Annotated in this window: 25 protein-coding genes and 2 pseudogenes; 16 read left to right on the top strand and 11 right to left on the bottom strand. The window is 49.6% G+C overall.

Going from position 1 to position 22,633, the window contains the following annotated elements:
- The first annotated feature begins 149 nt into the window (after positions 1–149).
- Positions 150–449 carry an Ac45/VOA1 transmembrane domain-containing protein gene (locus PH256_RS08970; protein ID WP_058966238.1) on the top strand — a complete coding sequence of 100 codons (300 nt, stop codon included), beginning with the start codon at positions 150–152 and terminating at the stop codon, positions 447–449.
- 97 nt (positions 450–546) lie between these two features.
- Positions 547–831 (top strand): annotated as a pseudogene (locus tag PH256_RS08965) (toxic anion resistance protein); the annotation flags it as partial.
- A 142-nt stretch (positions 832–973) separates the two neighbouring features.
- Here the strand turns inward: PH256_RS08965 and PH256_RS08960 are convergent.
- The 7 genes from PH256_RS08960 to PH256_RS08930 all read right to left on the bottom strand — a co-directional run bounded on the left by PH256_RS08960 (position 974) and on the right by PH256_RS08930 (position 5,942).
- Complete coding sequence (locus PH256_RS08960; protein ID WP_087182776.1) at positions 974–1,174, bottom strand: hypothetical protein; 201 nt, start codon at positions 1,172–1,174, stop codon at positions 974–976.
- A 56-nt stretch (positions 1,175–1,230) separates the two neighbouring features.
- Positions 1,231–2,406: a hypothetical protein gene (locus PH256_RS08955; RefSeq protein ID WP_270913850.1), complete on the bottom strand. Its 1,176-nt coding sequence runs from the start codon at positions 2,404–2,406 to the stop codon at positions 1,231–1,233.
- A gap of 138 nt (positions 2,407–2,544) precedes the next feature.
- On the bottom strand, positions 2,545–3,087 hold the full coding sequence (locus PH256_RS08950) for a flavodoxin domain-containing protein (RefSeq protein ID WP_058966228.1): 543 nt from the start codon (positions 3,085–3,087) through the stop codon (positions 2,545–2,547).
- Positions 3,088–3,096: 9 nt separating this feature from the next.
- Positions 3,097–3,849, bottom strand: coding sequence for a hypothetical protein (locus PH256_RS08945; protein WP_270913849.1), 753 nt, complete (start codon positions 3,847–3,849; stop codon positions 3,097–3,099).
- Positions 3,846–4,343, bottom strand: a complete 498-nt coding sequence (locus tag PH256_RS08940) for a flavodoxin family protein (RefSeq protein ID WP_058966224.1) — start codon at positions 4,341–4,343, stop codon at positions 3,846–3,848. Before PH256_RS08940 ends, PH256_RS08945 begins: the two co-directional genes overlap by 4 nt.
- A gap of 58 nt (positions 4,344–4,401) precedes the next feature.
- Positions 4,402–5,172, bottom strand: a complete 771-nt coding sequence (locus tag PH256_RS08935; protein WP_270913848.1) for a hypothetical protein — start codon at positions 5,170–5,172, stop codon at positions 4,402–4,404.
- A 47-nt stretch (positions 5,173–5,219) separates the two neighbouring features.
- A complete protein-coding gene (locus tag PH256_RS08930; protein WP_058966220.1) occupies positions 5,220–5,942 on the bottom strand; it encodes a hypothetical protein in 723 nt (240 codons plus the stop codon).
- 328 nt (positions 5,943–6,270) lie between these two features.
- On the opposite strand from PH256_RS08930, the gene PH256_RS08925 reads away from it, so the two are divergent.
- From PH256_RS08925 to PH256_RS08910, 4 genes are all read left to right on the top strand, one after another.
- Positions 6,271–6,741, top strand: coding sequence for a hypothetical protein (locus tag PH256_RS08925; RefSeq protein ID WP_270913847.1), 471 nt, complete (start codon positions 6,271–6,273; stop codon positions 6,739–6,741).
- Positions 6,742–6,764: 23 nt separating this feature from the next.
- Complete coding sequence (locus PH256_RS08920; protein ID WP_058966216.1) at positions 6,765–7,955, top strand: hypothetical protein; 1,191 nt, start codon at positions 6,765–6,767, stop codon at positions 7,953–7,955.
- Positions 7,956–8,237: 282 nt separating this feature from the next.
- Positions 8,238–8,762, top strand: coding sequence for a sensor histidine kinase (locus PH256_RS08915; RefSeq protein WP_270913846.1), 525 nt, complete (start codon positions 8,238–8,240; stop codon positions 8,760–8,762).
- Between the two features lie 434 nt (positions 8,763–9,196).
- Complete coding sequence (locus tag PH256_RS08910) at positions 9,197–9,946, top strand: hypothetical protein (RefSeq protein ID WP_270913845.1); 750 nt, start codon at positions 9,197–9,199, stop codon at positions 9,944–9,946.
- 248 nt (positions 9,947–10,194) lie between these two features.
- Here the strand turns inward: PH256_RS08910 and PH256_RS08905 are convergent, their stop codons facing one another.
- Positions 10,195–11,136, bottom strand: coding sequence for a hypothetical protein (locus PH256_RS08905; protein WP_270913844.1), 942 nt, complete (start codon positions 11,134–11,136; stop codon positions 10,195–10,197).
- Between the two features lie 406 nt (positions 11,137–11,542).
- Here PH256_RS08905 and PH256_RS08900 point away from each other — a divergent pair, with 406 nt between their 5' ends.
- Complete coding sequence (locus tag PH256_RS08900) at positions 11,543–11,800, top strand: hypothetical protein (protein WP_270913843.1); 258 nt, start codon at positions 11,543–11,545, stop codon at positions 11,798–11,800.
- Between the two features lie 124 nt (positions 11,801–11,924).
- Here the strand turns inward: PH256_RS08900 and PH256_RS08895 are convergent, their stop codons facing one another.
- Entirely contained in the window at positions 11,925–12,584 is a 660-nt protein-coding gene (locus PH256_RS08895) for a hypothetical protein (protein ID WP_270913842.1), read from the bottom strand.
- A gap of 258 nt (positions 12,585–12,842) precedes the next feature.
- On the opposite strand from PH256_RS08895, the gene PH256_RS08890 reads away from it, so the two are divergent.
- Both PH256_RS08890 and PH256_RS08885 read left to right on the top strand, forming a co-directional pair.
- On the top strand, positions 12,843–14,183 hold the full coding sequence (locus tag PH256_RS08890) for an ATP-binding protein (protein WP_058966160.1): 1,341 nt from the start codon (positions 12,843–12,845) through the stop codon (positions 14,181–14,183).
- A 483-nt stretch (positions 14,184–14,666) separates the two neighbouring features.
- Positions 14,667–14,804, top strand: a complete 138-nt coding sequence (locus PH256_RS08885; RefSeq protein ID WP_270913841.1) for a hypothetical protein — start codon at positions 14,667–14,669, stop codon at positions 14,802–14,804.
- Between the two features lie 218 nt (positions 14,805–15,022).
- Here the strand turns inward: PH256_RS08885 and PH256_RS08880 are convergent, their stop codons facing one another.
- Positions 15,023–15,244, bottom strand: coding sequence for a hypothetical protein (locus PH256_RS08880; protein WP_270913840.1), 222 nt, complete (start codon positions 15,242–15,244; stop codon positions 15,023–15,025).
- Between the two features lie 208 nt (positions 15,245–15,452).
- Here PH256_RS08880 and PH256_RS08875 point away from each other — a divergent pair, with 208 nt between their 5' ends.
- The 5 genes from PH256_RS08875 to PH256_RS08855 all read left to right on the top strand — a co-directional run bounded on the left by PH256_RS08875 (position 15,453) and on the right by PH256_RS08855 (position 21,565).
- Positions 15,453–15,629 carry a hypothetical protein gene (locus PH256_RS08875; RefSeq protein WP_270913839.1) on the top strand — a complete coding sequence of 59 codons (177 nt, stop codon included), beginning with the start codon at positions 15,453–15,455 and terminating at the stop codon, positions 15,627–15,629.
- Between the two features lie 121 nt (positions 15,630–15,750).
- Positions 15,751–17,292: a hypothetical protein gene (locus PH256_RS08870; RefSeq protein ID WP_270913838.1), complete on the top strand. Its 1,542-nt coding sequence runs from the start codon at positions 15,751–15,753 to the stop codon at positions 17,290–17,292.
- A gap of 17 nt (positions 17,293–17,309) precedes the next feature.
- The gene (locus PH256_RS08865; RefSeq protein WP_270913837.1) at positions 17,310–17,609 is read left to right on the top strand and encodes a DUF6809 family protein; all 300 of its coding nucleotides are present in this window, start codon (positions 17,310–17,312) and stop codon (positions 17,607–17,609) included.
- Between the two features lie 720 nt (positions 17,610–18,329).
- A complete protein-coding gene (locus tag PH256_RS08860) occupies positions 18,330–19,898 on the top strand; it encodes a hypothetical protein (protein WP_270913836.1) in 1,569 nt (522 codons plus the stop codon).
- Complete coding sequence (locus PH256_RS08855; protein WP_270913835.1) at positions 19,895–21,565, top strand: hypothetical protein; 1,671 nt, start codon at positions 19,895–19,897, stop codon at positions 21,563–21,565. The genes PH256_RS08860 and PH256_RS08855 overlap by 4 nt, the downstream gene beginning before the upstream one ends.
- Before the next feature lie 252 nt (positions 21,566–21,817).
- Here the strand turns inward: PH256_RS08855 and PH256_RS08850 are convergent, their stop codons facing one another.
- Complete coding sequence (locus PH256_RS08850) at positions 21,818–21,988, bottom strand: hypothetical protein (RefSeq protein ID WP_270913834.1); 171 nt, start codon at positions 21,986–21,988, stop codon at positions 21,818–21,820.
- Positions 21,989–22,050: 62 nt separating this feature from the next.
- Between PH256_RS08850 and PH256_RS08845 the strand changes: the two genes are divergently transcribed.
- Positions 22,051–22,329, top strand: a complete 279-nt coding sequence (locus PH256_RS08845; RefSeq protein WP_270913833.1) for a type II toxin-antitoxin system RelB/DinJ family antitoxin — start codon at positions 22,051–22,053, stop codon at positions 22,327–22,329.
- Positions 22,326–22,616: pseudogene (locus tag PH256_RS08840) on the top strand (type II toxin-antitoxin system YafQ family toxin). Before PH256_RS08845 ends, PH256_RS08840 begins: the two are co-directional and overlap by 4 nt.
- The last annotated feature ends 17 nt before the right edge of the window (positions 22,617–22,633 follow it).

Here is a 22,633-nt window from a genome sequence, read left to right as displayed (position 1 = left end):
TGTTTACCATTATTCGGGTCGGGCGAAACTAACCTTCAAGTGTCGGGAGTTCGCAGCCACACCTAGTCGGAAAAGATAAAGCCACTACCGATGCTCTTTTAAATCCTGTACACTGGAAAGTGCCAACAACCCAGCGGAAAGGAAAAGCGATGAAAGAGCAAAATGGTAATGGCTTTGCACCAAGTATAGCACAGGTTGTTAGCGATATGAAGGGAAATCGTTCTTTTCAGGAGGCCATCGCACGGATAAGGCAAAAGCTCAGGAGCAGCCGGAAACGATGTATCGGCGTACTGCTGATCCTGCTCGGTATTGTTTTGGGGATTGTTTCCAGGGCGGCGGGCGGATCTCCGTCCCAGGATTTCACCTCCGGTATCCTCATGGGTCTCTCGGCCGGCATCCTTCTTGTTGGGATTCTTGCAGTCCTGCTGTCCTTCATCCGGAGGCGATGATATACTGGATAAAGCTTCCAACCTGCCGAAGCTTCATGCCGAGGCGTCGGACGAGGACGATCCTATGAGCGCCCAGGTGGTATGAGATTTTGTAGACGCCGTGAACCGCTTTGAAGAGAAAATTCACGACCTAAAGCTGAGCAAAAACGTCGCCATCCAGACTGCGCCGCAGATCCGGTTGATCCAGAGCAACGATAAAATGCCGGCAGATAAAATCCAAATGGCGGCTCTCAGCACCGTTCCACTGTGGGAAAGCCAGATCAAGATCGCTCTGGGACTGCACCGGCAGGAGGGCCGCGCTGCCCGCCAGAGTGCGGAAGCGGACCTCCTGAGGATCGAGCGGCAGCTTAAAAAGGCGCTACTTGAAGCTGCGCAGCAGTAATAGACAAAATGGCAAAATCCCTTTCAGGTTGCAAAACTGACTGCTCAGCACAACCTGAAAAGGAATTTTATGTTTTTGCTGTGTGTGTAGCAGGATAAGCTTATTCACAGATAAGCAGCGTAAATTGGGTGGGATTTTTATTTTATCCTTTTTCGTGTTCACAAACTTCGGTCGGTTGGGGAGCCTTTATCTGTCTAAAAACCAGAATCCCCTTGGAAGAAGGTGTAATAGAACAAGAAACCAGTTCAAATCCTTCCTGTTCCATTTGATTGGCTACATCTTCGATTCTTGCAGCCATTTCCTTTGCTTTAGGAGAGTATTTTACAACAATCGTCTTATACATTCTGAAGTCTCCTTTGTTATCTTTTTTGGAGTGTGTGAGCGCAAATCATTTTACGGCTACGCTTTTCTTAAAAAATCCAGCAGGATCCGTTCCTGCTCCACTGGAAAGGTGCGGGGAATCCAGAGCGTCTTGGAAAAGGCATTTTTCTGATGCGTACCGTAGGCGTCCTTTGGCTTCCGGGTAAATATTCCCCGGATACAGATGGATCGTCTTCCCACAGAATACTCTTTCAGCCGGAGCAGCACAAAGGCAAATTCCACCCGCTCGTCCATGCTGCCGCTATGACCGGTATAGCACAGCCGGTTTTCCGAGAGATATACGCGCTGAACCAAAGACGTCCCTGAGCAGTTTGCCCAGTACATCAGAAGCGGGATCACAGCGAAGATCGAGGCGGCCGCCAGAGCCATAAACGGCTGACGCAGCATCAAGACCGCCAACTGGTCCTGATGGTTCTTGGTGAAATACAGCACGAGAAAAGAAGGCAGGAACGAGCCCGGGCAAACCGCCAGCACAAGCAGCTTCGGCAGCCGCAGATACTGTTTGCGGCGAATGGGATCGGTTTCTAGGACCAGGTTGCCGGACACAACTGCGGCCTGCCGTTCCTTGTCCCGCTTTATTTCATGTTCCGCCTTGTCTCCCTTAAACCCGGAGATAAAAGTGAGAATGAGTGGGATCAACAGCAGGAGCAAAGCGGTCAGGGCGATGGTAAAAATAAAAGCGTTGCTTGCCGCGTTGGATAACGGTGCGAAGGTGACGATGCAGACCAGCAGCGTCAATATCTCCAGGATCAGCATATAAAAGGCGATGGGAAGGAAAATATTTAAAAACCGCTTGCCTTTCAGATTGTACCGTTTGTTCCTGTTCAGGCTTTTCAGCCCTTTGCTTTCGATGAGTCCGCTGCTCAGATCCGCTGCGGTCTGGGCATTGGACAGATTTGCAAGCATCAATATGGCAGTGACGGCAAGCAGAACGCCCCTGTTTTGTTCGGCGGTATCTTTTTCTTTATGCTTTATTGCGGCCAGAATTGTCAAAACAATTTTTACGATCAGAGAGAGATAAATGGGGCCGAACAGCATGAAAAATATCCGCAGATCGAAAAACATATCCTCGGAAAGGCCAATTTTTTGAGCGGGGATCCGCCCGAGAAGCCAGCCGGTCCCGATAAACACTGCGTAGGATATCACAACCTTAATCAGCCATTTTACAAAGCGGACAGTTCGCTTTTCAGCCATAAACCATTTCCTTTCCGATACGCGTGAAAGCACCCGATTGATAAGAGAGCGTAAAATAATGCGCTCGTGGCACCTACATAGAATCCCTCGCAGCAGAGAAAGCCAAACTGGCTAAGCTATGCATTCAAATAATTTTTCTTACCTGCTTTCCCTCTGCATCTCATTGATAATCGGCCGCAGGGAAGCGAAATCGACAAAATCTGCCTGCTTGCCGTAGGTTTCCATTAACGCCTTGTCTTCTTCGCTCCATTCTTCCGCCGGTTTCTTTTGCAGAGATCGGTGCAGTAGCGCCATCATGGTTCGGTGTCCCAGAGATAGCGCCTGATAATCAATGGCGCCTCGCAGATGGAAAACCGCTGCTCTGCCATATAGCTGGGCGGGAATCTGTTTTTGCAGGGAGTTCCGGATATTCTCCCGATTTTGCGGTATATCCGGATCAGCCAGCCCGACCGTAACGATCACCAGCCTTTGATGCTCTCCGAATGACTGCCTTCGCAGCGTCTTTGTCAATCCCAGAACGCCTCCGGCATACAGCGCGCCGATATACACGATCGTTTCCAGTTTGGAAAGCGGCGGTGCTTCTTGATAGCTGACAGCAGGGATATCTGTTTGCTTTGACAGCTCCTGCGCATACCGGCGGGCGCTTCCGTACCTGCTTCCGTATAAAATGACAGACTTCATGCAATCACCTTACCCCTTATTACGAGAACAATCGTCCTGTTTTAAAAGTGCGAACAGGAACCGGCCGCAAGACAGAGAGGATAGAATCATAAACAGATCGGCAATCGGAACAAACAGGAAGGATGGAAGCAGCACACGGGTGTAGCGGCTCTTTACGGTTTTGCGCTTGTAAACGGCCGCAGACAACCGGGCCAGGCAAAACAATACACCGAAATTGAAAAACAGCCAGCTTCCCGCCTGAATGGCGAGGGTATAAAGCATGTCCGGCGGTACGCTTCCTGCCGTAAGAAACGAAACGGCGATCTGTACGATAGATAGCGCGATCAAAACAGGATAGACGATTCCCAGCATCCGCAGCATGACGCCTCCGCCAATCCCGATCCCGCCGCTCCAGATAGCGCCGGAATGCAGGCACCAGGATTCCAGTATCCGCAGTGCAGTACGGTTTTGCTGTCCCTCTATAAAGCCGTTGTTGGCAATGGCGTACAGGCGGAACCGAAGAGAACGGGCTTTACAATATTCTTCTGCCAGCGATAGGAACTCTGCTAAATGAGAGGGCAATCCATCCACATAAAGCGGGAAAGAGATACATACGGCGTCCGCGCTGCCCAACTGGGAAAGCGCATGGTCAAAGTCTTTCCGGCTCCGCAGAGGAACCGTTTTTTTGACAAGGCCGGGAAGAAACAGCCGGAGGATACCGGAGAAAAATTGAGAAGCGCCGCCTCTCTTTTTGGGGCTTGCATTGAAGATCAGCAGCTTCATGATATTGCTCCCCTGATCTGTGCAGGATTTTGGAAAAACAGCGTTTCCGCTGTTTTGTATCCAAGGTTGAGCCGGTTACGCTCGGCAAGCTCTGTGGCAGTCTGCCGTTCCGATTCCGTAGAATCTCCGTAAAAGAGAACCCGCAGCAGTTTTCGCTGCGGGTAGCGCCCTATATGATGGGTTTGGCCGCCCCGCCAGGTAAAGAAGGGGAGGGATACTCCAATAGCGCGGTCCAAAACAGCCTTGACGCCGGGGCTGTAGCCGCCGTAGCACAAACGGCTGATAATGATCAGCGGGTCGCTTTGCCCGATCAATGCGCCCGCATGTTTCAAGGAGTCGTCCATCACACAGAATCCGGTATTTTTCAGCCAGCATGCAAAGCAGCCACTGCACGGAGCATACTGGCCGTCCGCAGTGAAAACCACGACATTTTCATCTGGAAGTTCAAAAGCAGAGAAGTCTGCTTTATTAAGATCATGAATGATCGTTTTCAAAACGCAATCCTTTCTTTTTTGACGTTATCCCGGACAGGAAAGAGCGCCCGCTTGACGTTCAAGACCCGCTTTTCTCAGGGACAACCTTCGTAGCGATATCCGTTACGATACCGAAAAAGTCCTCCCTGCCCGGCACAACGCTGATGTCGATGTATTTGCCTGGAACCATATGCTTAAGCATCTTGTCGTTTAGATAAAGGGTGCGGTTCATGACCGTGTCTCCCGCCGCATTGTCCGTGATCCGAACCGTCGCTTCCGCTTCCCAGTCCCCGGCTTCCTCTTTCCCGGTCAGCCGCAGGTTTTCCAGCAGCGCTTTTTTGACCACGCTGTTTCTGCTAAGCTCCATGCGCTGTTCATAGGTCAGCTCGCCCGGATGTTTTCGGCACTGGTAGCGGGCGATGCGCTCATTCAGCACATCGGCATCCGGATTATCATCCCCGATGGCATGGGAGCGGTCTGCCGGGTCATACCGGATGGAGAGCGGCGCTTCGACGGCGCACATGGGAAGCTGCGCCCTCGGGATGATTTCCGTCACGGTGGTATCAAAAAAAGTCCCGTCCTCGGCCAGTGCGTCCACCACGAAGCGAAACTCGGGATTGTCATTGACGCATCGTCCCGTATGCTTTGCGGAACGGATAAAACCCAAAGTCTTCACTGTGCGGGCATCCCTCCAGTGCTGCTCCTTCTCCCTTTTCCGCCTTTCGGATCTGGCCGGGAGCACAAATCCCAGCAGGATACACAGCGCAATGACCACCGCAGATATGATCACGGTGGCCCGAATCGGATTTTCAGCCATCCAGTTGAAAAAAAGACGCCATACGTTTTCCACGAAACGGTCAACCCCTTTCTCTGTATCAAACGGACGCCGTATTCCTCTTAACTGATGCCGGACGCCACGGAGGTATCCAGTACAAAAACAAAGAGATTTTCCCTGCCCGGGATGACGCGCACGTCCACATACCGCCCGGGAATCAGGTATTCCAAAGCCGTATTGGGTACATACAGCGTTCGCTCGAATGTATGGCCGCTCTGCTCCTCGCCGGCAAGCTGGATGGCCGCTTCTGCCTCATAGTCCCCGGCCTCTTCTTTCCCGGTCAGCCGGAAGCTTTTCAGCAACGCCTTTTTCATCACGCCGTTTTTTAACAGCTCCATCCGCTGTTCATAGGAAAGATCGCCCGGGTGCTTTTGGCACAGATAGCGGGCGGCGCGTTCCTGCGCCAGCGATTCATCCGGATGGTAGTCCCACACTGCCCGGATTCTGTCGTCCGGGTTATAGCGGATGGGGATCGCCCTGCCGGGAACCATACCGGCCATCGCCGTTATGGGGATGATTTTCCGCACGCTGGTCTGGAACACCGTTCCGTCCTCCGCCAGGGCGTCCAGTTCAAAAAGCAGCTGCGGGTTTTCGTTGACATACAGGCCGGTCTGCCGGGTGGAGCGGATAAATCCCACGGTCTGTACGGTGCAGGAATTTTTGCTGACATGCCCTTTCGTCAGCCTGCGGACTACGGTTAAAGACGGAATCGCAACCGCCAGGATGACGATCACTGTAATGATTCCGTTCGAATTTGACAGCAGCCAGTCAAAGAAAGCCCCCATAAAAAACGCCTCATCCATTAGATACAACAATTCAGTATAATTATATCGTGATTCGTGTTTGACATCTATCATGAGCAGGCTAAGATTGCGTAAAATTATGGCATGATCCCGGAACTGATTCAAAAGATTTCATTAAATGCTATCATTATCAGGAACAAGCCTTTCTGACATTTTCATGGACTTCCTTCCCACTCCTCAGCGAGCATCACATCTTCCAGAATCTCGTCGTAGCCAAATTATTGGGTAACCTTGTGCCTTTCTCGCCTAATATTTACGGGTATTTTACCCTGATTTCACATCGTAAAATAAGATAAGTGCTATAACTAAGATGGAATCGGATCCACTGACCCATGAACAAAACAACGAGGTGAACTATATGACTTTGTTCATGAATGAGAAAGATATGAATGAAATGTTAGCCAGTATTTGCCCGGACGGGGAAACGTACCAGGGAAAAGCATGGGGGACCTTGATGTCTGGGACGGCTGAAATGTTGGCACTGGGAGCTTTGAGTAATGTATATTGTTATGTTGGCGTGACAGAAAAAACATTGGTTATCGCAGTGTTGGAAACTTTTGATATCTCGCATATTTACGGTAAAATCTGCATTCCGTTTGACCAGTTTGACGAACTGAAAGTACAAAAAGGTTTACTGCCTTCCCAGCGGATCATCAAAGCGAAAAGCGGGAAAACCAAAATAAAATTGTCGCTGGTCAACAACAGCATCACCGCCAAAATCAAAGATCAAAAACAGGGGATGCTCGCGATTTGCGAGGTACTGGAGCGTTTGAAACACTGATTTTCATAAAAGCAAGAGAGAAAATGAACAATATAAATGAGAACCGAACAGACGAAAGAACACCCGGCGGCGAAAAAAACAAGGCGGAGTTAAAATGGTTTATTTTGTTCCTTGCCGTCATCTTTTTTCTGCCGATCACCATCCTCGCGGTGATGGAATGGTTTACAAGCGCCGATGCCTTTGCCATCGGAATCACGGGGTTTATGCAAGCCGTCATTGTCCATGGCGGTTTAGGGCTGGTAGCGGTGATCATCGCCCTTGTCTTATTCGTACTGCTGATTCGGCCGGACGCAACGTTCCTGCAAAAGGTCGGCAGAACCGCAGGCATTCTGCTATGCGTCGCCGCCGCTTTCTTCCTTGTCCGGCCGCTCGTTTTGGACATTCCCTATCTCAAGCGCCCGGAAGCCGCCTATTTGGAGCGGCTGGAATTTGAATATTCGCGAGGGATCGGGGACTATGGTTCGGACGACTATTATCTGCGCGGCGTAGATATGACCGGCGAGCGGCATTCCTTTGAAATCAGTGAAAAGAGGTACGAGGAAGGGCGCGCGCTGTGGGGCGGGAACGACTACAATCTGTTTGCGAAAGTCACCTACCTGCCGCACACCTCCACCTTGATGTCGCTCGAATTTATGACAGAACTCGACGCGTCAGGGGCAGAATTGTACCCACCATCCCCTGAACTCCCGAATGATTGGGAAAGTTTTTCAATCCAGATCAATGATACGGTTTATACATTACCAGTTCCCCTTGCGGCTTTCCTTGACGATGGGTGGGTGATTTCCGAGGAGGATGCCGGGCTTTCTCTGGCTGGCGCGGAAGGCCCGTATGCGTCCTATGAATGGGAATGGGTCTCGTTGACCAATGACCACGAGCAGGATATCAGCGTCTGTGTCTTCAACACCACCGAAAGCACAATCCCCGTCGCCGAGAGCACGGTGGGAGGTATTCATGTAATATATGGCAACTACGACTTTTCCGGTACAGAACTACGCCTTCCCGGTGGGTTGATGCTGGGATGGTCTACCAGAGAAGATGTCTTAAAACTGTATGGCCAACCGAACGATAGCTTTGAGGCAACCTATGGTGGATATAGCTTGAAATACGAAATTGATGACCCTCTTGACCCGGCCTCTTGGAAGCTTGGTTTTGATGATTCAGGCATTCTAGACGATGTTATGGTACACCACCAGGCTTATTTCCGTTCTGACTAACGTCATGGAATATGTACATCTTACCAGTCATCATTTAAGGCAAAGAAAACCGCTTGTCCTAGTGACCCTTATCTCGGCCATAGGGACAGGCGGTTTAGTTTTTTCTGATTGCTTACACGCTGCTGATCTTGTGTCGTGTTTATGCAAAATTTTAGGGCCGCGGTGAAAGGCGACGGCTCAGAAGCTCAAAAAAGAAAAATGTATAACTCCAGGGTAATCTCCCCTTGACAAATCGGTTTCCAGAAGGAAATGGTAGAGACTATCCTTCGCAGTGCGGTTCGAATGCAGGAGTATCTGGTACAACTCCGAGCCATGACCAGCCCGGAAGGAATGGTGGAACAACAGAAAGAACAGGTCTCTCTGGAGTACCTGGCAGAAGGCTGGAAGCAGACCGGGCAAAGCCTTTGCGGAGCCAAACAGGTGGAATTCGTTTGTTCTTCGGTTCCGCCCATTTCTCTTTGGGTATATCGTGCTGCTTTGGATCGGGCAGTGATGAATCTTCTGGATAATGCGGTGCGTTATACCCCGGCGGGTGGCAAAGTTGTTCTGAATATATTACCGGAAGAGAAACAGGTGAACCTTTCGGTGGAGGATACTGGCCCCGGGTTTTCAGCTGCGGCTCTCGCCAAGGGCGGCCAGCCCTTTTTCACCAGTGATGCCAGCCGCCCTCAGGAGGGGCATCTGGGGATGGGCCTGTTTTGCGCCGCACAGACTGCAAAACAGCATGGTGGTTCTCTTCATCTTTCCAATACCTCGCAGGGAGAAAAAGTGGAATTGAATTTGCCGGTAACGAATATGCGGGAATAACAATAGGTGTTTTAAAAGTCTTTGATTTTTATGCTCTGTGGGTGTGGTGAAATCATAAAAGGATAGGAACGCTATTGGGTATAACGCGGGGATCTGGTTAAACCATGCGATCTACGGCTGGGAAAATATTGCGGAAACTGGATTTTTTCATTGTAAGATAAGAATTGTTTTATTTGAAAAAAATAAAATTTTCAACTTAAAAAATTGACAAAACCGCTGATTAACGATACAATAAAACCAAGCAAGAATCCAAGGCTCATTTGGTGTTTCGTAAGTTCCTACACCAAGTGGGCCCTTTTTTCTTCCTAATCTCAAAATTGAAATAATGTTGTGAATAAAAAGCCATCTGGTGATTTTATCGGCGTGATTATCGCTGAAGCATCACAGGATGGCTTTTTGTTTTATAAATATCTTAAAAAAGGAGACGTAACAAAATGAATACGAATATGAAAAATCAAGGCTCTACCTACCGCGAAGTGACCGCTGAAGATACTGTCATTGTGGAACGGGCAGAGAATTCTGTCTGCTGCTGCAAGGCGATCGATGCAGAGGTTACACTGGCAGACATTCAGCGCATTTCGCGGTACCTGAATTTATCTGCAAAAAAGTTTTATGATAAGTTCTGTCAGCCGATTTGCGATGAAAAAAGCAAGGCTGTAACGGCAGTCACGCTTGGGGCAACTGGAAAAATGGGAGCCTGCGTTTTTTGCCGTGAGGGCAAATGTACTCTCGGGGATGTAAAGCCTACAAGCTGCTTGCTGCACCCGCTGGTGCGTGAGTTTATCCCGATTTCGGACTGTGCCTGGCGTGTTGTGTATGCGAAGGAAAAGGGGGTTCCCGCCAACAACGGAAAGCCGTATCTGGTTGGTGATTTGTTGGAAAAATCGGGGGCGCTCAGCAGTGAAATCGCGTTTGGTCATACCCGCTTGGCATATTACGAGGCAGCAAAGCACTATAAGGTGATTTATGCAATGACGCACAAGCCGGCCAAAAATGATTTTTTGGCTGATGCTGTACGTCATCTTCTGACTGATTTTGATGAAACCTTGAGTATGGAAGAAAATGCGGAGAAAAATCGCAGTCGGTATCGTCAGAAGGTTTGGAGGGTAACCGAACCGCTCTTGCATAAGGCGGCCTTGAAACACTTCGGAATTTCGGGAGGCATTGAGGTAATCATGCGTTAATTGAACAAGAGGGATCTGCTGTTTGTCAGCAGATCCCTCTTGTTTATGTGGAAGAACTGAAAACCGACCTTCCTGTGATTCTGGAACCGGATAAGCCTGGTGGGAGCTTTCCGGCGCGGAACAGGGAAGAGCTGTACCGGAAAGCCCATGGAGCACTGGTGTGCAGGCCGTTTTGGATTTATCCCGAACGGAACCCAAAGTGGAGCGGTGAAGAAAGTTTCACTCGGCAAAGGTGCGATTCACGAATCTTACATGGAGATCCCCGCGACCAGTTGCTCTATTTCCCGAGAAATACGGGACAGCTCTGCGTCCGTCTGATTCATCAATGTGTGTAAATGGTTCAGAACACTTTCGATCTGATTGCGGATGCGCTGTACCTGCTGTTGGGACTGGTGAATCTGATCCAGTACAGCCCAGTCGGCAAAGATTCCGTCAAAGAAGTAATCGGCCACACGCAGAAAACCATCAATGCTGACCTGAATGTCCGCATCAATCGTCACGTCGGCCAGCTCGGTTTTGAAGCAACGCAGCTGTGTCTGCAGGGTTTCCACAGAAGCCTGTGCCTGGTCCAGATGACTGTGCTTTGCCAGATCTGTGAGCAGTCCGCCGCCGACCAGATCCCAGGTTCCCCAGCCTTCTGCACTGTTCAGTTCGGACAGAATTTGATCCGCGCAGGACAGTGCGGCATTCCCGGCACTCATCGCTTCCTGCAATTCCCGCTTTTGGCTGTCCAAGTAGCCGTTTCGCTCTTCCAGCTGCAGGATCTTTTCCGCGGTGGGCCCGCCCGCAGCTTTTACGGCAAGCGTTTTTTCCTGCAGGACGGCATCGTAGCGAGCCTCACAGCCCCAGAGCGAGTTTCGCTCGTCTTCGCATCGCTTCAAATCCCGTTCAATGCCTTCCAGCTCCCGGGCAGCGGCATCGTATTTTACCTGAGCGGCATAGGCTTCCTGCTGCTCTTTGGTCAGCTTTTCATCCATTTTGCCAACCATCTGATAAAAGAAAGCAGCCAGACTGCGCCCCTCCAGCCGTTCCACATCCGCCTGTTCGTCAGCGAGGAGTTTTCGAAGCTCATCCGCACGATCGGCATAGGTTTTGCGCTGGGCGCGTAGTTCCTCTATGGAAGCATCCAGCTTTTTCTTGCGGGCGCACTGGGCCTGTAACTGACGCAGCTGTTCATCATAGCATTTCATGAGCAAACATCCCTTCCTGCATGACTGCATTTCGCACCTTCCGGATGACGAAGTGTGCGGAATTTTGGAACCGTCTTTATAAAAACGATACAGGAATTCAGACAGGGTGTCAATAGAAGGGAAAACCACCCGCATTTTCCGGAAATGGGGCGGGAATCTTCTGTCAGGCGGGCGAAAAAAGGGGACTCTACTGTTGTTCGGTTGCCACTCGGCCGGATTACTGGTATGCTTTCCTTGAGACGAGCAGAGTGTTTGCAATCGATCAGGAAAAATTTTGAGCCTTTGTGGCACAGCTGCGCAAAGAGAAGGAGATGACGCAGAAGGAAGTGGCAGAGCAGAAGAGATTACTGGATGAAAACTGGAGTCCAGAATAATAAAATGACGGATACAGAGAAGGGTGAAGAAAATGATCGACAATAAAGATCAGATTATAGATTTGTTTCGAGATGACAACTCCGAGACAGAAATCATGCGGAATTTTATATTTGGATCGCTGATCAGCTGCGAAAGCAACGAGACAGAGGAAGATCGTTTGGGCAATATTGGGGCTTTGGAAAAAATCAGGAATGCTTTGGTGGGTGTGCCGGAGGCAGCCAAATCCTACGAGCGTATCTTGGAGCTTATTGAGATTTTGCAGAAAGAAGAAAGTAGCAGTACGGACTAACGGAATATATGCCCCCTTCGATACGTTGGGTGTTGGAAAGATGCCACAATAAATGCGCATCGGGAGATGGCCGATGATTATATGAGAAGGCCTATGAATAGAGCAGATTTGACATTCAGGGATATTAAGGACTGCATTTCCAAAAAGAATAGGCTTTCCGTACTTCTTCTCGAAGAGAATACTTGTTGGACACCAATAAATCAATAGTTTCAACACCAGCGGGAGCAGAAAAGGGGGAGTGCTCTCTTTTACAGACAGAGAAAGGCAAGAATAGCACCGGTTCTAAGGTATGATGAAAAACAGGAAGGAGGGGGCCAAGATGGACTGGATTTTGCTGAACCAAGACACACCATTTCTGGAGTTCTCTACCCAAGAGGATAAATTCTGCGATGTGGTGGCTTTGGAAGGAATCTAGCTCTCGTCCTTGCGCCCTATTGGCGATAAATCTCTTCTGAGCTTTTTGGAAGGGCGGCGTGCCCCCAAGCACCGAAAGCACATCGAGCAGCTTCTGGAGAAATATGGCTGCTGCACATTGGACGGCTTTCTGCAGGTCAGCCATGCGCCTTCTCTCAACGATATCTTTTGGGTAAAACAGGCGGATTCCCAGTTGTGCTGGCGAAATGTCTCCCTGTATCAGAATGACTTTGATGAGAGCATTGCCGAAGCCGAGCTGAACGGCTCCTTCAGTGAGCAGAGCCTTTTCTCCACCCACCGGAATTTGCCACCGACGGATACTATGCCAAGTGCTGGAAGTGGGCGGCCAGATTATACCGGTAATCTGCATCTACGGTAGTCAGATTGATCGGCTCCTGTATAGCTCCATAGTTACTCCCCAAAGGCCTGGATGCTACTTGTGATATAAAATCCAGGCCTTCTGCTTTTCCAGAAAATTCAATTGGGATTTTTAATAATAGTGTGATTGTATCGCCTTAAAATACATATAATTTTGTGATTCAGCTTGTATTTTTTGACGTTTTGACATATAATAAAAGTGTGATTAATAGGCACTAAATATATCATAAAAGTGTGATGGGGCGTATATATGGAACGATTGATTCTGAAGAAACTGCTGAAGTGGAAGAATTCTCCCTATCGCAAACCTTTAATTTTAAAAGGTGTGCGCCAGGTCGGCAAGACCTGGATTCTGAAAGAATTCGGCAAACGCTACTACGAAAATACTGCTTATTTCAACTTTGATGAAAACGAAGAGTACAAGCAGTTTTTTGAAACCACGAAAGATGTAGACCGAATTTTGCAGAATTTGATGCTGGCAAGTGGTCAGAAGATTCGGCCAGAGAAGACCCTTATTATTTTTGACGAAGTACAGGATTGCCCTAAGGTCATCAATTCCATGAAGTATTTCTGTGAGAATGCGCCGCAGTATCATATTGCCTGCGCTGGTTCTCTCCTGGGTATTGCCTTAGCAAAGCCATCTTCTTTCCCGGTAGGCAAGGTCAATTTTATGCAGATTGATCCCATGACCTTTACAGAATTTCTATTGGCCAATGGAGATGCGAACTTTGCAAATTATCTGGAGACAGTAAACACCATTGAGCCAATTCCCGATGCCTTCTTTAATCCTTTGTATGAAAAGCTGAAAATGTACTATGTGACCGGTGGTATGCCAGAACCCGTCAAGATGTGGACAGAAGCAAGGGATGTGGAAGCCATGCAGGAAGCTCTGTCTGGGATTATTGGTGCTTATGAACGTGACTTTGCCAAGCACCCTAACATCAGCGAGTTTCCCAAGATTTCAATGATCTGGAAGTCCATACCGTCCCAGTTGGCGAGGGAAAACAAAAAGTTTATCTACAAGGTAGTCAAAGAAGGGGCACGGGCCCGTGAATACGAGGATGCCTTGCAGTGGCTGGTGGATGCCAGACTGGTGCATAAGGTCTACCGCAGTACGGCTCCGGGTTTGCCTGTGTCTGCTTATGATGACCTCGCTGCTTTCAAGATTTATCTGGTGGATGTGGGGCTGCTCCGCCGACTGGCGCAACTGGCACCGACTGCCTTTGGTGAGGGTAATCGGTTATTTACCGAGTTCAAGGGCGCATTAACTGAAAATTTTGTGCTTCAGACTTTGATTACACAGTTTGAAGTGACTCCTCGGTACTGGACGCAGACAAATCCTCCTTATGAGGTGGATTTCCTGATTCAGCGTGAAAACGATATTTTTCCTGTGGAGGTCAAGTCCGAAGCCAATACCACCAGCAGAAGTCTCAAGAAATTCAAAGAACTATTTCCAGACCAGGTTAAGCTCCGTGTCCGATTTTCACTGAGTAATTTGAAGTTGGATGATGATGTGCTGAATGTCCCACTGTTTATGGCAGATCAGACCGATCGGTTGATTGGGATTGCACTGGAACAAAAGAAGGCATAGAGGCGCTGCTAAAAGAAAATGGCACAGCCGGTCGTTTGGCTACCCCTGTCGAGATGGCAGAACCTTTGTTGTTTTTAAATTCTCCGATGGCCCGATTCGTTTCTGGTCAACTGTTGATCGGGGATATGGCCAACAATTGTCAGATTGTGTTGGGCTACAAGAAGAGCCGGCTGAATGTACCTGTTGCACGGAAGCTATACAACACGCAGTTCTTCCAGAAGCAGTTGCAAAAGCAAATCTAAAACAGGAGTATATGAAGCGCTGTTCTCCATAAATTCACTCTGGTCTTTCTACTTATTGAACGCCAATACAGCAAAATTTGTGGAAGTGGAATAGAGCGCCATGATCCTGAATGTGGATCGGCACCCAGTGGGCTTCGGTGTGCGGTCTGTTTTGGATGCTGACCGGATGGATCATATAGAACGTTAGGGTTCCCGTTTGACTTCACGCTGGAAGTGGACTCTGTCGTCACTGAGAGCTCTGATGACAGATGATACGCACAGTGACCTGAAAAATCTGTATGATTTTGCGTTCCGGGAGCATCTGCAAATTCTGGTGGAAGATACTTGGCTGAAGAAGCTGAGCCGGGAGGGTAATGGACAGATACGGCAGTTGATTTAATAAATTATAAAAAGAGGAACCTACCCAGTGCCAATCAAGGCTCTGGGTAGGTTCCTTTGCTTTATGTAAGGTTCTTTATCTCGCAATATGTAAGCAGGCTTGGTTTATGGCTGGTGCGGTGGTCTCTTGAGGCATTGGATTTCCCAAGCATCCTCTTTCGTATAGTTGAACGTGTCGATTTGTGCTCAGGGGGACCGCCATCTTCCTGTAAGTCGTATTTAAATTGACTCAGAATTGGCTTCTGCATATTCCGCCAAATCGTTGCCGGCCAGATCCTCTTCAATCAAATCTGTAATATAGCCGTTCACGCTTTTATTCAGTAGCTCCGCCCGCTTCTGAATGATTTCTTTCTGGCCTTTTTTTACTTTGATTTCAATGCGATCATATGCCTTGGCGTTATATTTGGCCGTCGCCCTTTTTTGGGCATCAGTATATGGCATTATAGGCACCTCGTTCCTTTTATATTATAAGTATTTTAATTATATAGGAAAGTCGCTCTCAGCTCTATTGTCAAAGTGCACAATCCACAACTTATACTATCGTCAGTATTTTCCTGAATTGCTGCTTGCAATACTGTCGACAGTATATTATAATATAAGCATGGGAACACCACTACACCCTTAGATTACCATGAATAGGAGGTATCGCATGAAACACATCCCACGCATCCGTGCCCACTTCATCTATGAAGCGGACAACATCCCGGATCACCGAAGCAGGCAGTTCGGTCATTGTCCCTGCCTGCTGGCCGTGATAAAGATTGCTTTCCCCACACGAAAAAAGCCGTATCTGAGCGGCAACTCAGACACGGCAAACGCAAAATGAACCATTCGCCAAAATAATCCAATTTGCCCTCTCATCATAACATGCCGGCCGCAACAAAACAAGCCGTAAGAGGGCAGTGAATCAACCACATTCCTTATAAATAAGAAAGAGAGGATTCAATATGAACAACCAGAACATGAACAACATCACCGCTGCCACCAACGAGAGCCACGAAATCTCCATCAACATCACCCGCAAGGCTTTTGTCGGGCTGGCCCGTCAAGGAATGCTCTTCCATCAGGGTATCCTCGAGGGGTGCGATGATGCTCTTGCCGCCGCACTGGCGGGCGAAAAGGCTCGGATCTGCGTGGCGCTGGCACCTGATGCGGACAAGAACTATATTCACCTGGCAGTGGCCGACTGGGGCTGTGGCATGGATCTTGCCGCACTCACCAATGCGCTTCAGCTGGGCAGTGCTCCGCTGACCAACAGCCGCCTGAATGAGCACGGATATGGTCTCAACAATGCGCTGGCCTGTCTGTCCGGCGGCACCGGTGACTGGTGCATCTACACCCGCAGCCAGCCCGGCCCTTATTACAAAGTGAGCGGCCCCTTTGACCTGAAGATGACCGTAACAGAGGAAGACGCTCTTCAGCTGCCCGAGGGCCTGAATCTTCAGTGGCCTGATCCCTCCACGGTCATCTATGTGCGGGTGCCGATGGCCATTGCCCGCACCCTGCAGCGGCAGGGCAACCGGAAGCTTAGCGATCTGGCCACCCTGCGGCTGTGGCTGATCGAGCATCTGGGCGTTGCCTACCGGGGCTACCTGGAACTGGATCCGGTCACGCTGGAGCCCAGCGCCAAGATCGCGGTGACGGTAGGCCAGAGCAGTATGCTGGTTCCGCCCATCCAGGTTCCCATGATGATGGCCCGCACCGAAAAACTGGAAGTGGAACTGGGCGGCCAGATTGTACCGGTGATCTACGTCCATGGCACCCTCGATAAATCCAAGCGGGATCATCTGGTACTGGGCGGCAAGTCCCGGTATTACTATCAGGGAACCCAGCCCACGCAGGGCATCGATATTCGGCTGGGCAAGCGGGTGATTGCCACCGCTCAGCTGGGTGAAATCTGGCATAAAGAAGACGGCACGCCCATTTCCCGGCACAACAGCTACAACGATTTTGTAGGCGAGCTGATCCTGCCGGAGCTGCCCCGTGGTGTTCTTGCCACTCTGAACAACAAGACCGGTATTGACCGCAACGACCCGGACTGGGACAAGGTCTTTGAAGCGCTGGCTGAGTTCCCGCCGCAGAAAAACGCAGCCACATTCAGCGAGGATGAACTGAAAAAGAAGTGGATGAAAATTCTCAAGGCAGCAAACCCGGAGGATGAGGTAACCAGCGAGATTTGCGTCTGGCCCACCGGTACCCGCGTGGATGTGGTGGACAAAGGAGAAAATGGAAAATGCGATATCTATGAGCTGAAGACTCGAAAGGCGGAACCGAAGGATCTGTACCAGCTGCGCATGTACTGGGACGGTCTGGTTCTGGAGGGAATTCAGCCCACCCGGGGAATCCTGCTGACAAACGGCTATTCTGACAGACTGCAGGAGATGGTGCGCATTCTGAATACCCTGCCCGCGCCCAACTTCCCGGACGGACGGCCCAGTGCGCCCTACAACTTCTCTCTTGCTACCCACAAAGAAAAGCAGCTTCTGTGATAAAGGAGGGAATCCGCATGGTATTGGATGCAATCTACCGGGGAGAGTTGCTTCCCTGTGAAAATAACCTGGAGGGAAACAGCCGGCACAAACAGGCGGGCAAGGAGATTGAACAGCTCCTGAAAGACCTGCGGAACAATCTGAGCGAGGAGGATATGGCGCTGGTGGACCAGATGCTGGAACAGACACTGATTATCTGCGATACAGAAAGCAGCGATGCATTTCAATACGGGTTTTCCACCGGATTGCTGCTGATGCAGGAGGTTCAGGAAATTCTCCGCAAGCGGATTGATGCAGCCGCACATGACATCTTCTGAAAATTTTCAGAAGATTGATTGATATCTGCAGATGCAATTCATATCATAAAGGGAAACAGGAATCCAACGCGAATTTTGAGCAACGAAACTACCCACTCCAAGTGCGTCCTCTGGAGTTTACAAGATTATTTCTGATAAAAAGCCATTCTGTGATTGCGCCGACATTGCCGGACTGTTGCGGGATGGCTTTTTGTTCAATGTGAGAAATAACTCACAATTTTCTGTTATAAAATTTTATAGATCGAAGCATGCGGTTTTCTCTTTGTGATGTATTGATTTGAAGGTTTATTAAATGAATTGTTTCTTTTTTTGCTTGAAGTGAAGAATGCCGTAAAATGAAAATTTCTGCGTTTTTTAATTTAAACCTAAGAGATTTTTTAATGCAAAATAAATAAAAAATTTGATAAAAAGTGTTGCAAAAATAAATGCTGTGTGTTAATATAGGGACATAGAAAGCACAACCTGAGTGCTAATTTGGCGAATCGTAATTGCCCACTCGAAGTGGGATCTTTTGGCGCTATTAATATAAATATTGTGAGATAAACAGTCATTCTGTGATTCGACCGGTGCAATGCCGGAAAGGAGCATACAGGATGACTGTTTGTTTTTTGCGGAATACAGGCGGATGCAGGTGCGGTCTGCATAGTCCTTGAAGAGGGACGTTAATCACTACTACCTTAAATTACACACAACAGACAAAACGAAAGAAGGGATGAGAGGATGTCCAAATCAAAAAATGACACAGAATGCATGGGCGGGACAAAGCGGTTTTATGTCCGCCCGGCGCGCGACCAGAAGGGGCAGCAGGATGCGATCTATCAGTTGATCGACCCGAAGACGGGAGCCCCGTACACAAATGCGACGATTGTGGCAGCGCTTAAAGAGCGCGCGGCGGAACAGCCGGCCCTGGCAGAGATGATTGCGGCAGACATTGCTGCAATCGAACGGAAAGCAAAAGAAAACCCCGACGCCAAGTACGAGATGCGCTGCCGCGGCAAAACTGCACAGGAGGCAACCAGGCGGGCGAAGAAGGAATTGCTGCCGCGGATCGAACGCATGGCGGCGCTGCTGTTTGCACATTATTGGAAGGCCAACATCGAGTATGGCAATGTGACAATTGAGCAGTATGTACATTATGCTGGAGACGCATTGTTTTCGGGCGAAACGGCGGATGCCCGGAATCATATGATGTCGGCGCTCCGTACGTTTGTACTGCCGGTGATCGGGGAGATGCGTTTGCGTGATATGGATAGCACCACACAGACGCAGCTCATTTGCAAAGTCAACCACCTTCTGTCCCGGAAGAAGGCCAGTGCATCCTACCGCGGATACGCAAAACGGGCCTATAAAGGGCTGTTTGCTGCAATCGAGAGCAGCGGATACGGTGATTGCGCGACTGGCATTCAGTTGGCGGATATGATTGCCAAGATCAAAGGCAAAAATAGTGCATTGGTAAACAGCGTACGCAGTGCACATCTGGACGATGATCAGAGGGCGGCACTGTTTGCAGTTGAGAATGTGGAGCGGCGCGAGTATCTGATGTTTGTGCTGGCGATGATCTATTGCGGCATGGAAACCTGTGAAATCAGCGCCCAGCGTTTTGGCGACATCGTGCAGCTGATTCTAGAAGGAGGCGAAAGCTGCTATGTCATCACAATCACCAGCGTTATGCGCAGATTGCATAAACGGTATTCTCAGATCGGACCCACAAATAATGACTTTCCGCTGCGGCGGCTGCGCAAGGTGGTCCTCTATCCGTGGGCGGCCACCATTTTGCTGGAGTACATCGATTACCTGCGGCATCAAGGTTATAGCGATCATCAAATTGCTCAGATGAGGTTGTCTGATCTGGCACCGGATGGTGCGATTGTAGGCCCCGCAGACCTGGATGAGATGATCGGTGATCTTCTGGCGAAGGCGGGAATTTCCGAAAGTCCGATTCCGCGTACCCGGAAGAATGGAGCGGTATACCTGCAGGCAGAGGCTGCTGGTGTCAAGCTGCTCTACCGGGATGCACAGTACCTTGCTCAGACCTGTGGTGCTGACCTTCCGATGCTGCATGCCATGTTTGGCCTTGTTCGGACTGAAACGGATGAAGAGGCCTATCTGGATATCCTCAGTGATGAGTATGCTGTGGCGCGTTATCTGCGGCTGCGGCGGTGTCCATCTTTTGGAGATGCGGTTGGAAATCGCTATATCTTTGAGGCAGCGAATGACACAGGAGGACCACAGACGGTGAAAATCATATCGGATTATGCCGTAAAGGCGGAATGGAGGGAAATCAAATGACAAAAACAGTTGATTATGGCGGGGTAAGCTTCCGTGTACGGACGGCCTACCCCAGGGGTCGCAAAGCATCCAAGGCGCCGTGCCGCGCCTTGATAAGCCCCATCAACCCCGAAACCGGTGAAGTGATTACCAAGCGCCAGCTTTTTGCCAGTGAGAGCGATTGCCCGGTGGATAAACCCGTGTATGGAGCAAATCCGGCAGACATTGAGGAGCACCATTTTCCGGCCATTGCCAATGAGTTGATTCAGGCGATGTATCAGGCCGGATTGTTGGCGGCCGGCAATCGTTATGAGCCTACCCATGACCTGGGAGATGCGGCGGAGTCCTATAAAGAGATGTTCTTCTCGATTCATCAACAGCAGTGGGCCGAACGTACAATCGATGACTATCGGCGTCAGTATGATATTCTGGTTACCGAATTGCGCGGAACGACGGCAGAATCTCTTACGCCGGAAATTTATCGTGCATTGCAGGAGCGTATCTGCCGCAACGCAGCGGGGACTGCGCGCAAAAAATCTGACTGGGTGGCGGGTGCAGAAGCTCCCCCATCGGCCGCAAAACGTTTGAATCTCTTGTATCTGCTGATCTGGGATTTGAAGACGACGGAAGGCTATAATATACCGCTCGTGCCCACGCGCTATGCGGGTAAGCCTTCCCGGCAGGATCTGCTGCTGTCTTATATTGACAGTGCCCGCAGTATTCCGAGACATTTGTTGAAGCAGGTGTGCGATGAGACTATCCTGTCGGGACAGGTCGGTATATTGGCGGACACGGGGCTACGGATCAGTGAATATGGAGGTTTGCTGTTTTGTTCGATTGCCAGGCTGGAGGGTTCGCAGGGCGCCATGTATTACTTGCGTGTTACAGGTCAGCTCGGCGTCAGTTCGAACACACGAACAGAAATTCCCAAAACGACGTCGTCCTATCGAGTGGTGCCGATGTCGGTCGAACTGGGAGAAATCCTGATGCAGCGTCAGCAGGAGCTGGAAAGGGATTATGGCAACGTTTCCTTGATGCTCATGTGTGGAAGTGTGCAGGCAGGGGAGTACTGTACAGACGCAAAAACGGTGTCCGGTACGATGAACAATATTACGGAGCAAATTCCAGAGCTTCTGCGTGATCCGCGGATTTTGGAGGCCTTGAAGAAGAACCGACCTTATCGTTTTGATGAGGTGTGCCAGGATAATTATTTGCTGAGTATGCTTACATGTCATGCATTGCGTCGTAATTTCTGTACCTGGATATATTGTGAGAGCGGCATGGATACCAAACAGGCGTATCAGCAGATGGGCCACGCGGACAAGTCGGAGCAGCGTCGTTCGGGGGCCATTGGTGCCACACCCGGCGAAATCTATCGCATGTGCATTGGGAAGCATGTCAGCCGTACGCTGTATCATGATCCACATCCGCTGCGGTATCAGGCTGGCGAAAAGTTCAGCGAGACGGAGGTGCCGGCGTGTGCCATCGAACTGACTTTGCCGGCTAACAGCAAATGGCAGTTAATCGTTGCCGAAACAGAGCCCATGGCCCATACCAGCTGTCGAGGTGATAATGTGAGTGTGAGCCAAAAGTGGCAGGAAGATATTCGATGCAGATCCGATGGGTATGCACTGCTGGCAGATCCATCGGTCTATACAATTCGAGAAAAGAAGAAGCTGTTTGCGTAAAGTCCGGCAAAATCGGTATATCGGCATCAAGTAAAAGGAAGGGACAGGCATCAAGATTGCCTGTCCCTTATCTTATGCGCCTATCGGTGCTTTCAGCAGGTGAGATATGTCGAGGAGTGCAGAAGATTGAGTGAAGCACAAACGCCTGACTTCGTTGCGTTCCCTTGCTGTTCATAGAAAGTTCAGGTGTGTTTTCTGAGTTGTTCAGCACATACGGGAGATTGAGGAAGAGCTGCTTATTCAGAGTTTCTGTCACCGCGCCATTTTCCGGTCCTTGCTTTTGACCTTTTGCGCAGGAGACGCTGTGTTTTGGTCTGCTGTTTGTGCTGATGCAATGTCTGCTTGCCTTGCCGCAAGGTGTGATGTGAGGGCTTTTTCTGCATCTCCTGCAACGGTATAGAATGTTTGTAGATTTTCGTGCATTGCATTGCTTTCTTCGTGCAAATGGCATATAATAAAAGTGCCAATAGGAAGGAGATGATTCTATGGCCGGTTCTACCACCAATATTAGTATTCGTATGGATTCCGAACTGAAAGCACAGGCTGATGCGCTGTTTGCTGAACTCGGCATGAACCTGTCCACCGCATTCAACATCTTTGTCCGGCAGTCTCTTCGAGAGGGCGGGATTCCTTTTGAGATTAGTTTAAATCAGCCCAACAAGGAAACGATTGCAGCCATGCTGGAGGAGGAAAGGATCGCAAAGGATCCGTCTGTAAAGGGATACACCGATATGGATGAGTTGTTTGCGGATTTGAAAAAATGAGCCAGACAAAATATATGGTCAAGTTCACCACGCAATTCCGAAAGGACTACAAGCGGGCAATCAAGCGTGGCTTGAAAATCGAATTGCTGGAACAGATCGTTGCTCTTTTGGCTGCAGGACAATCTCTACCAGAAAAGAATAAAGATCACGCACTTACCGGCAACTGGGTCGGCCATCGAGAATGTCACATTTTGCCTGATTGGCTCTTGGTCTAGCGAGTTGAGGACGATGTTCTGGTATTGACTTTGACCCGTACAGGGACTCATAGTGATTTGTTTGGAAAGTAACCGATATGAGAAGGCCG

It is taken from the genome of Allofournierella sp. CML151 (assembly GCF_027853465.1).
Classification (GTDB): domain Bacteria; phylum Bacillota; class Clostridia; order Oscillospirales; family Ruminococcaceae; genus Allofournierella.
This window is presented reverse-complemented; position numbering and strand designations above follow the sequence as displayed.

Excerpts from the sequence above, each read along its gene's own strand:
- PH256_RS08970 (WP_058966238.1), top strand. The coding sequence starts at position 150 with ATGAAAGAGCAAAATGGTAATGGCTTTGCACCAAGTATAGCACAGGTT.
- PH256_RS08960 (WP_087182776.1), bottom strand. The coding sequence starts at position 1,174 with ATGTATAAGACGATTGTTGTAAAATACTCTCCTAAAGCAAAGGAAATG.
- PH256_RS08955 (WP_270913850.1), bottom strand. The coding sequence starts at position 2,406 with ATGGCTGAAAAGCGAACTGTCCGCTTTGTAAAATGGCTGATTAAGGTT.
- PH256_RS08950 (WP_058966228.1), bottom strand. The coding sequence starts at position 3,087 with ATGAAGTCTGTCATTTTATACGGAAGCAGGTACGGAAGCGCCCGCCGG.
- PH256_RS08945 (WP_270913849.1), bottom strand. The coding sequence starts at position 3,849 with ATGAAGCTGCTGATCTTCAATGCAAGCCCCAAAAAGAGAGGCGGCGCT.
- PH256_RS08930 (WP_058966220.1), bottom strand. The coding sequence starts at position 5,942 with ATGGGGGCTTTCTTTGACTGGCTGCTGTCAAATTCGAACGGAATCATT.
- PH256_RS08925 (WP_270913847.1), top strand. The coding sequence starts at position 6,271 with ATGGAATCGGATCCACTGACCCATGAACAAAACAACGAGGTGAACTAT.
- PH256_RS08920 (WP_058966216.1), top strand. The coding sequence starts at position 6,765 with ATGAACAATATAAATGAGAACCGAACAGACGAAAGAACACCCGGCGGC.
- PH256_RS08915 (WP_270913846.1), top strand. The coding sequence starts at position 8,238 with ATGCAGGAGTATCTGGTACAACTCCGAGCCATGACCAGCCCGGAAGGA.
- PH256_RS08910 (WP_270913845.1), top strand. The coding sequence starts at position 9,197 with ATGAATACGAATATGAAAAATCAAGGCTCTACCTACCGCGAAGTGACC.
- PH256_RS08905 (WP_270913844.1), bottom strand. The coding sequence starts at position 11,136 with ATGAAATGCTATGATGAACAGCTGCGTCAGTTACAGGCCCAGTGCGCC.
- PH256_RS08900 (WP_270913843.1), top strand. The coding sequence starts at position 11,543 with ATGATCGACAATAAAGATCAGATTATAGATTTGTTTCGAGATGACAAC.
- PH256_RS08895 (WP_270913842.1), bottom strand. The coding sequence starts at position 12,584 with ATGCAGATTACCGGTATAATCTGGCCGCCCACTTCCAGCACTTGGCAT.
- PH256_RS08890 (WP_058966160.1), top strand. The coding sequence starts at position 12,843 with ATGGAACGATTGATTCTGAAGAAACTGCTGAAGTGGAAGAATTCTCCC.
- PH256_RS08885 (WP_270913841.1), top strand. The coding sequence starts at position 14,667 with ATGACAGATGATACGCACAGTGACCTGAAAAATCTGTATGATTTTGCG.
- PH256_RS08880 (WP_270913840.1), bottom strand. The coding sequence starts at position 15,244 with ATGCCATATACTGATGCCCAAAAAAGGGCGACGGCCAAATATAACGCC.
- PH256_RS08875 (WP_270913839.1), top strand. The coding sequence starts at position 15,453 with ATGAAACACATCCCACGCATCCGTGCCCACTTCATCTATGAAGCGGAC.
- PH256_RS08870 (WP_270913838.1), top strand. The coding sequence starts at position 15,751 with ATGAACAACCAGAACATGAACAACATCACCGCTGCCACCAACGAGAGC.
- PH256_RS08865 (WP_270913837.1), top strand. The coding sequence starts at position 17,310 with ATGGTATTGGATGCAATCTACCGGGGAGAGTTGCTTCCCTGTGAAAAT.
- PH256_RS08860 (WP_270913836.1), top strand. The coding sequence starts at position 18,330 with ATGTCCAAATCAAAAAATGACACAGAATGCATGGGCGGGACAAAGCGG.
- PH256_RS08855 (WP_270913835.1), top strand. The coding sequence starts at position 19,895 with ATGACAAAAACAGTTGATTATGGCGGGGTAAGCTTCCGTGTACGGACG.
- PH256_RS08850 (WP_270913834.1), bottom strand. The coding sequence starts at position 21,988 with ATGCACGAAAATCTACAAACATTCTATACCGTTGCAGGAGATGCAGAA.
- PH256_RS08845 (WP_270913833.1), top strand. The coding sequence starts at position 22,051 with ATGGCCGGTTCTACCACCAATATTAGTATTCGTATGGATTCCGAACTG.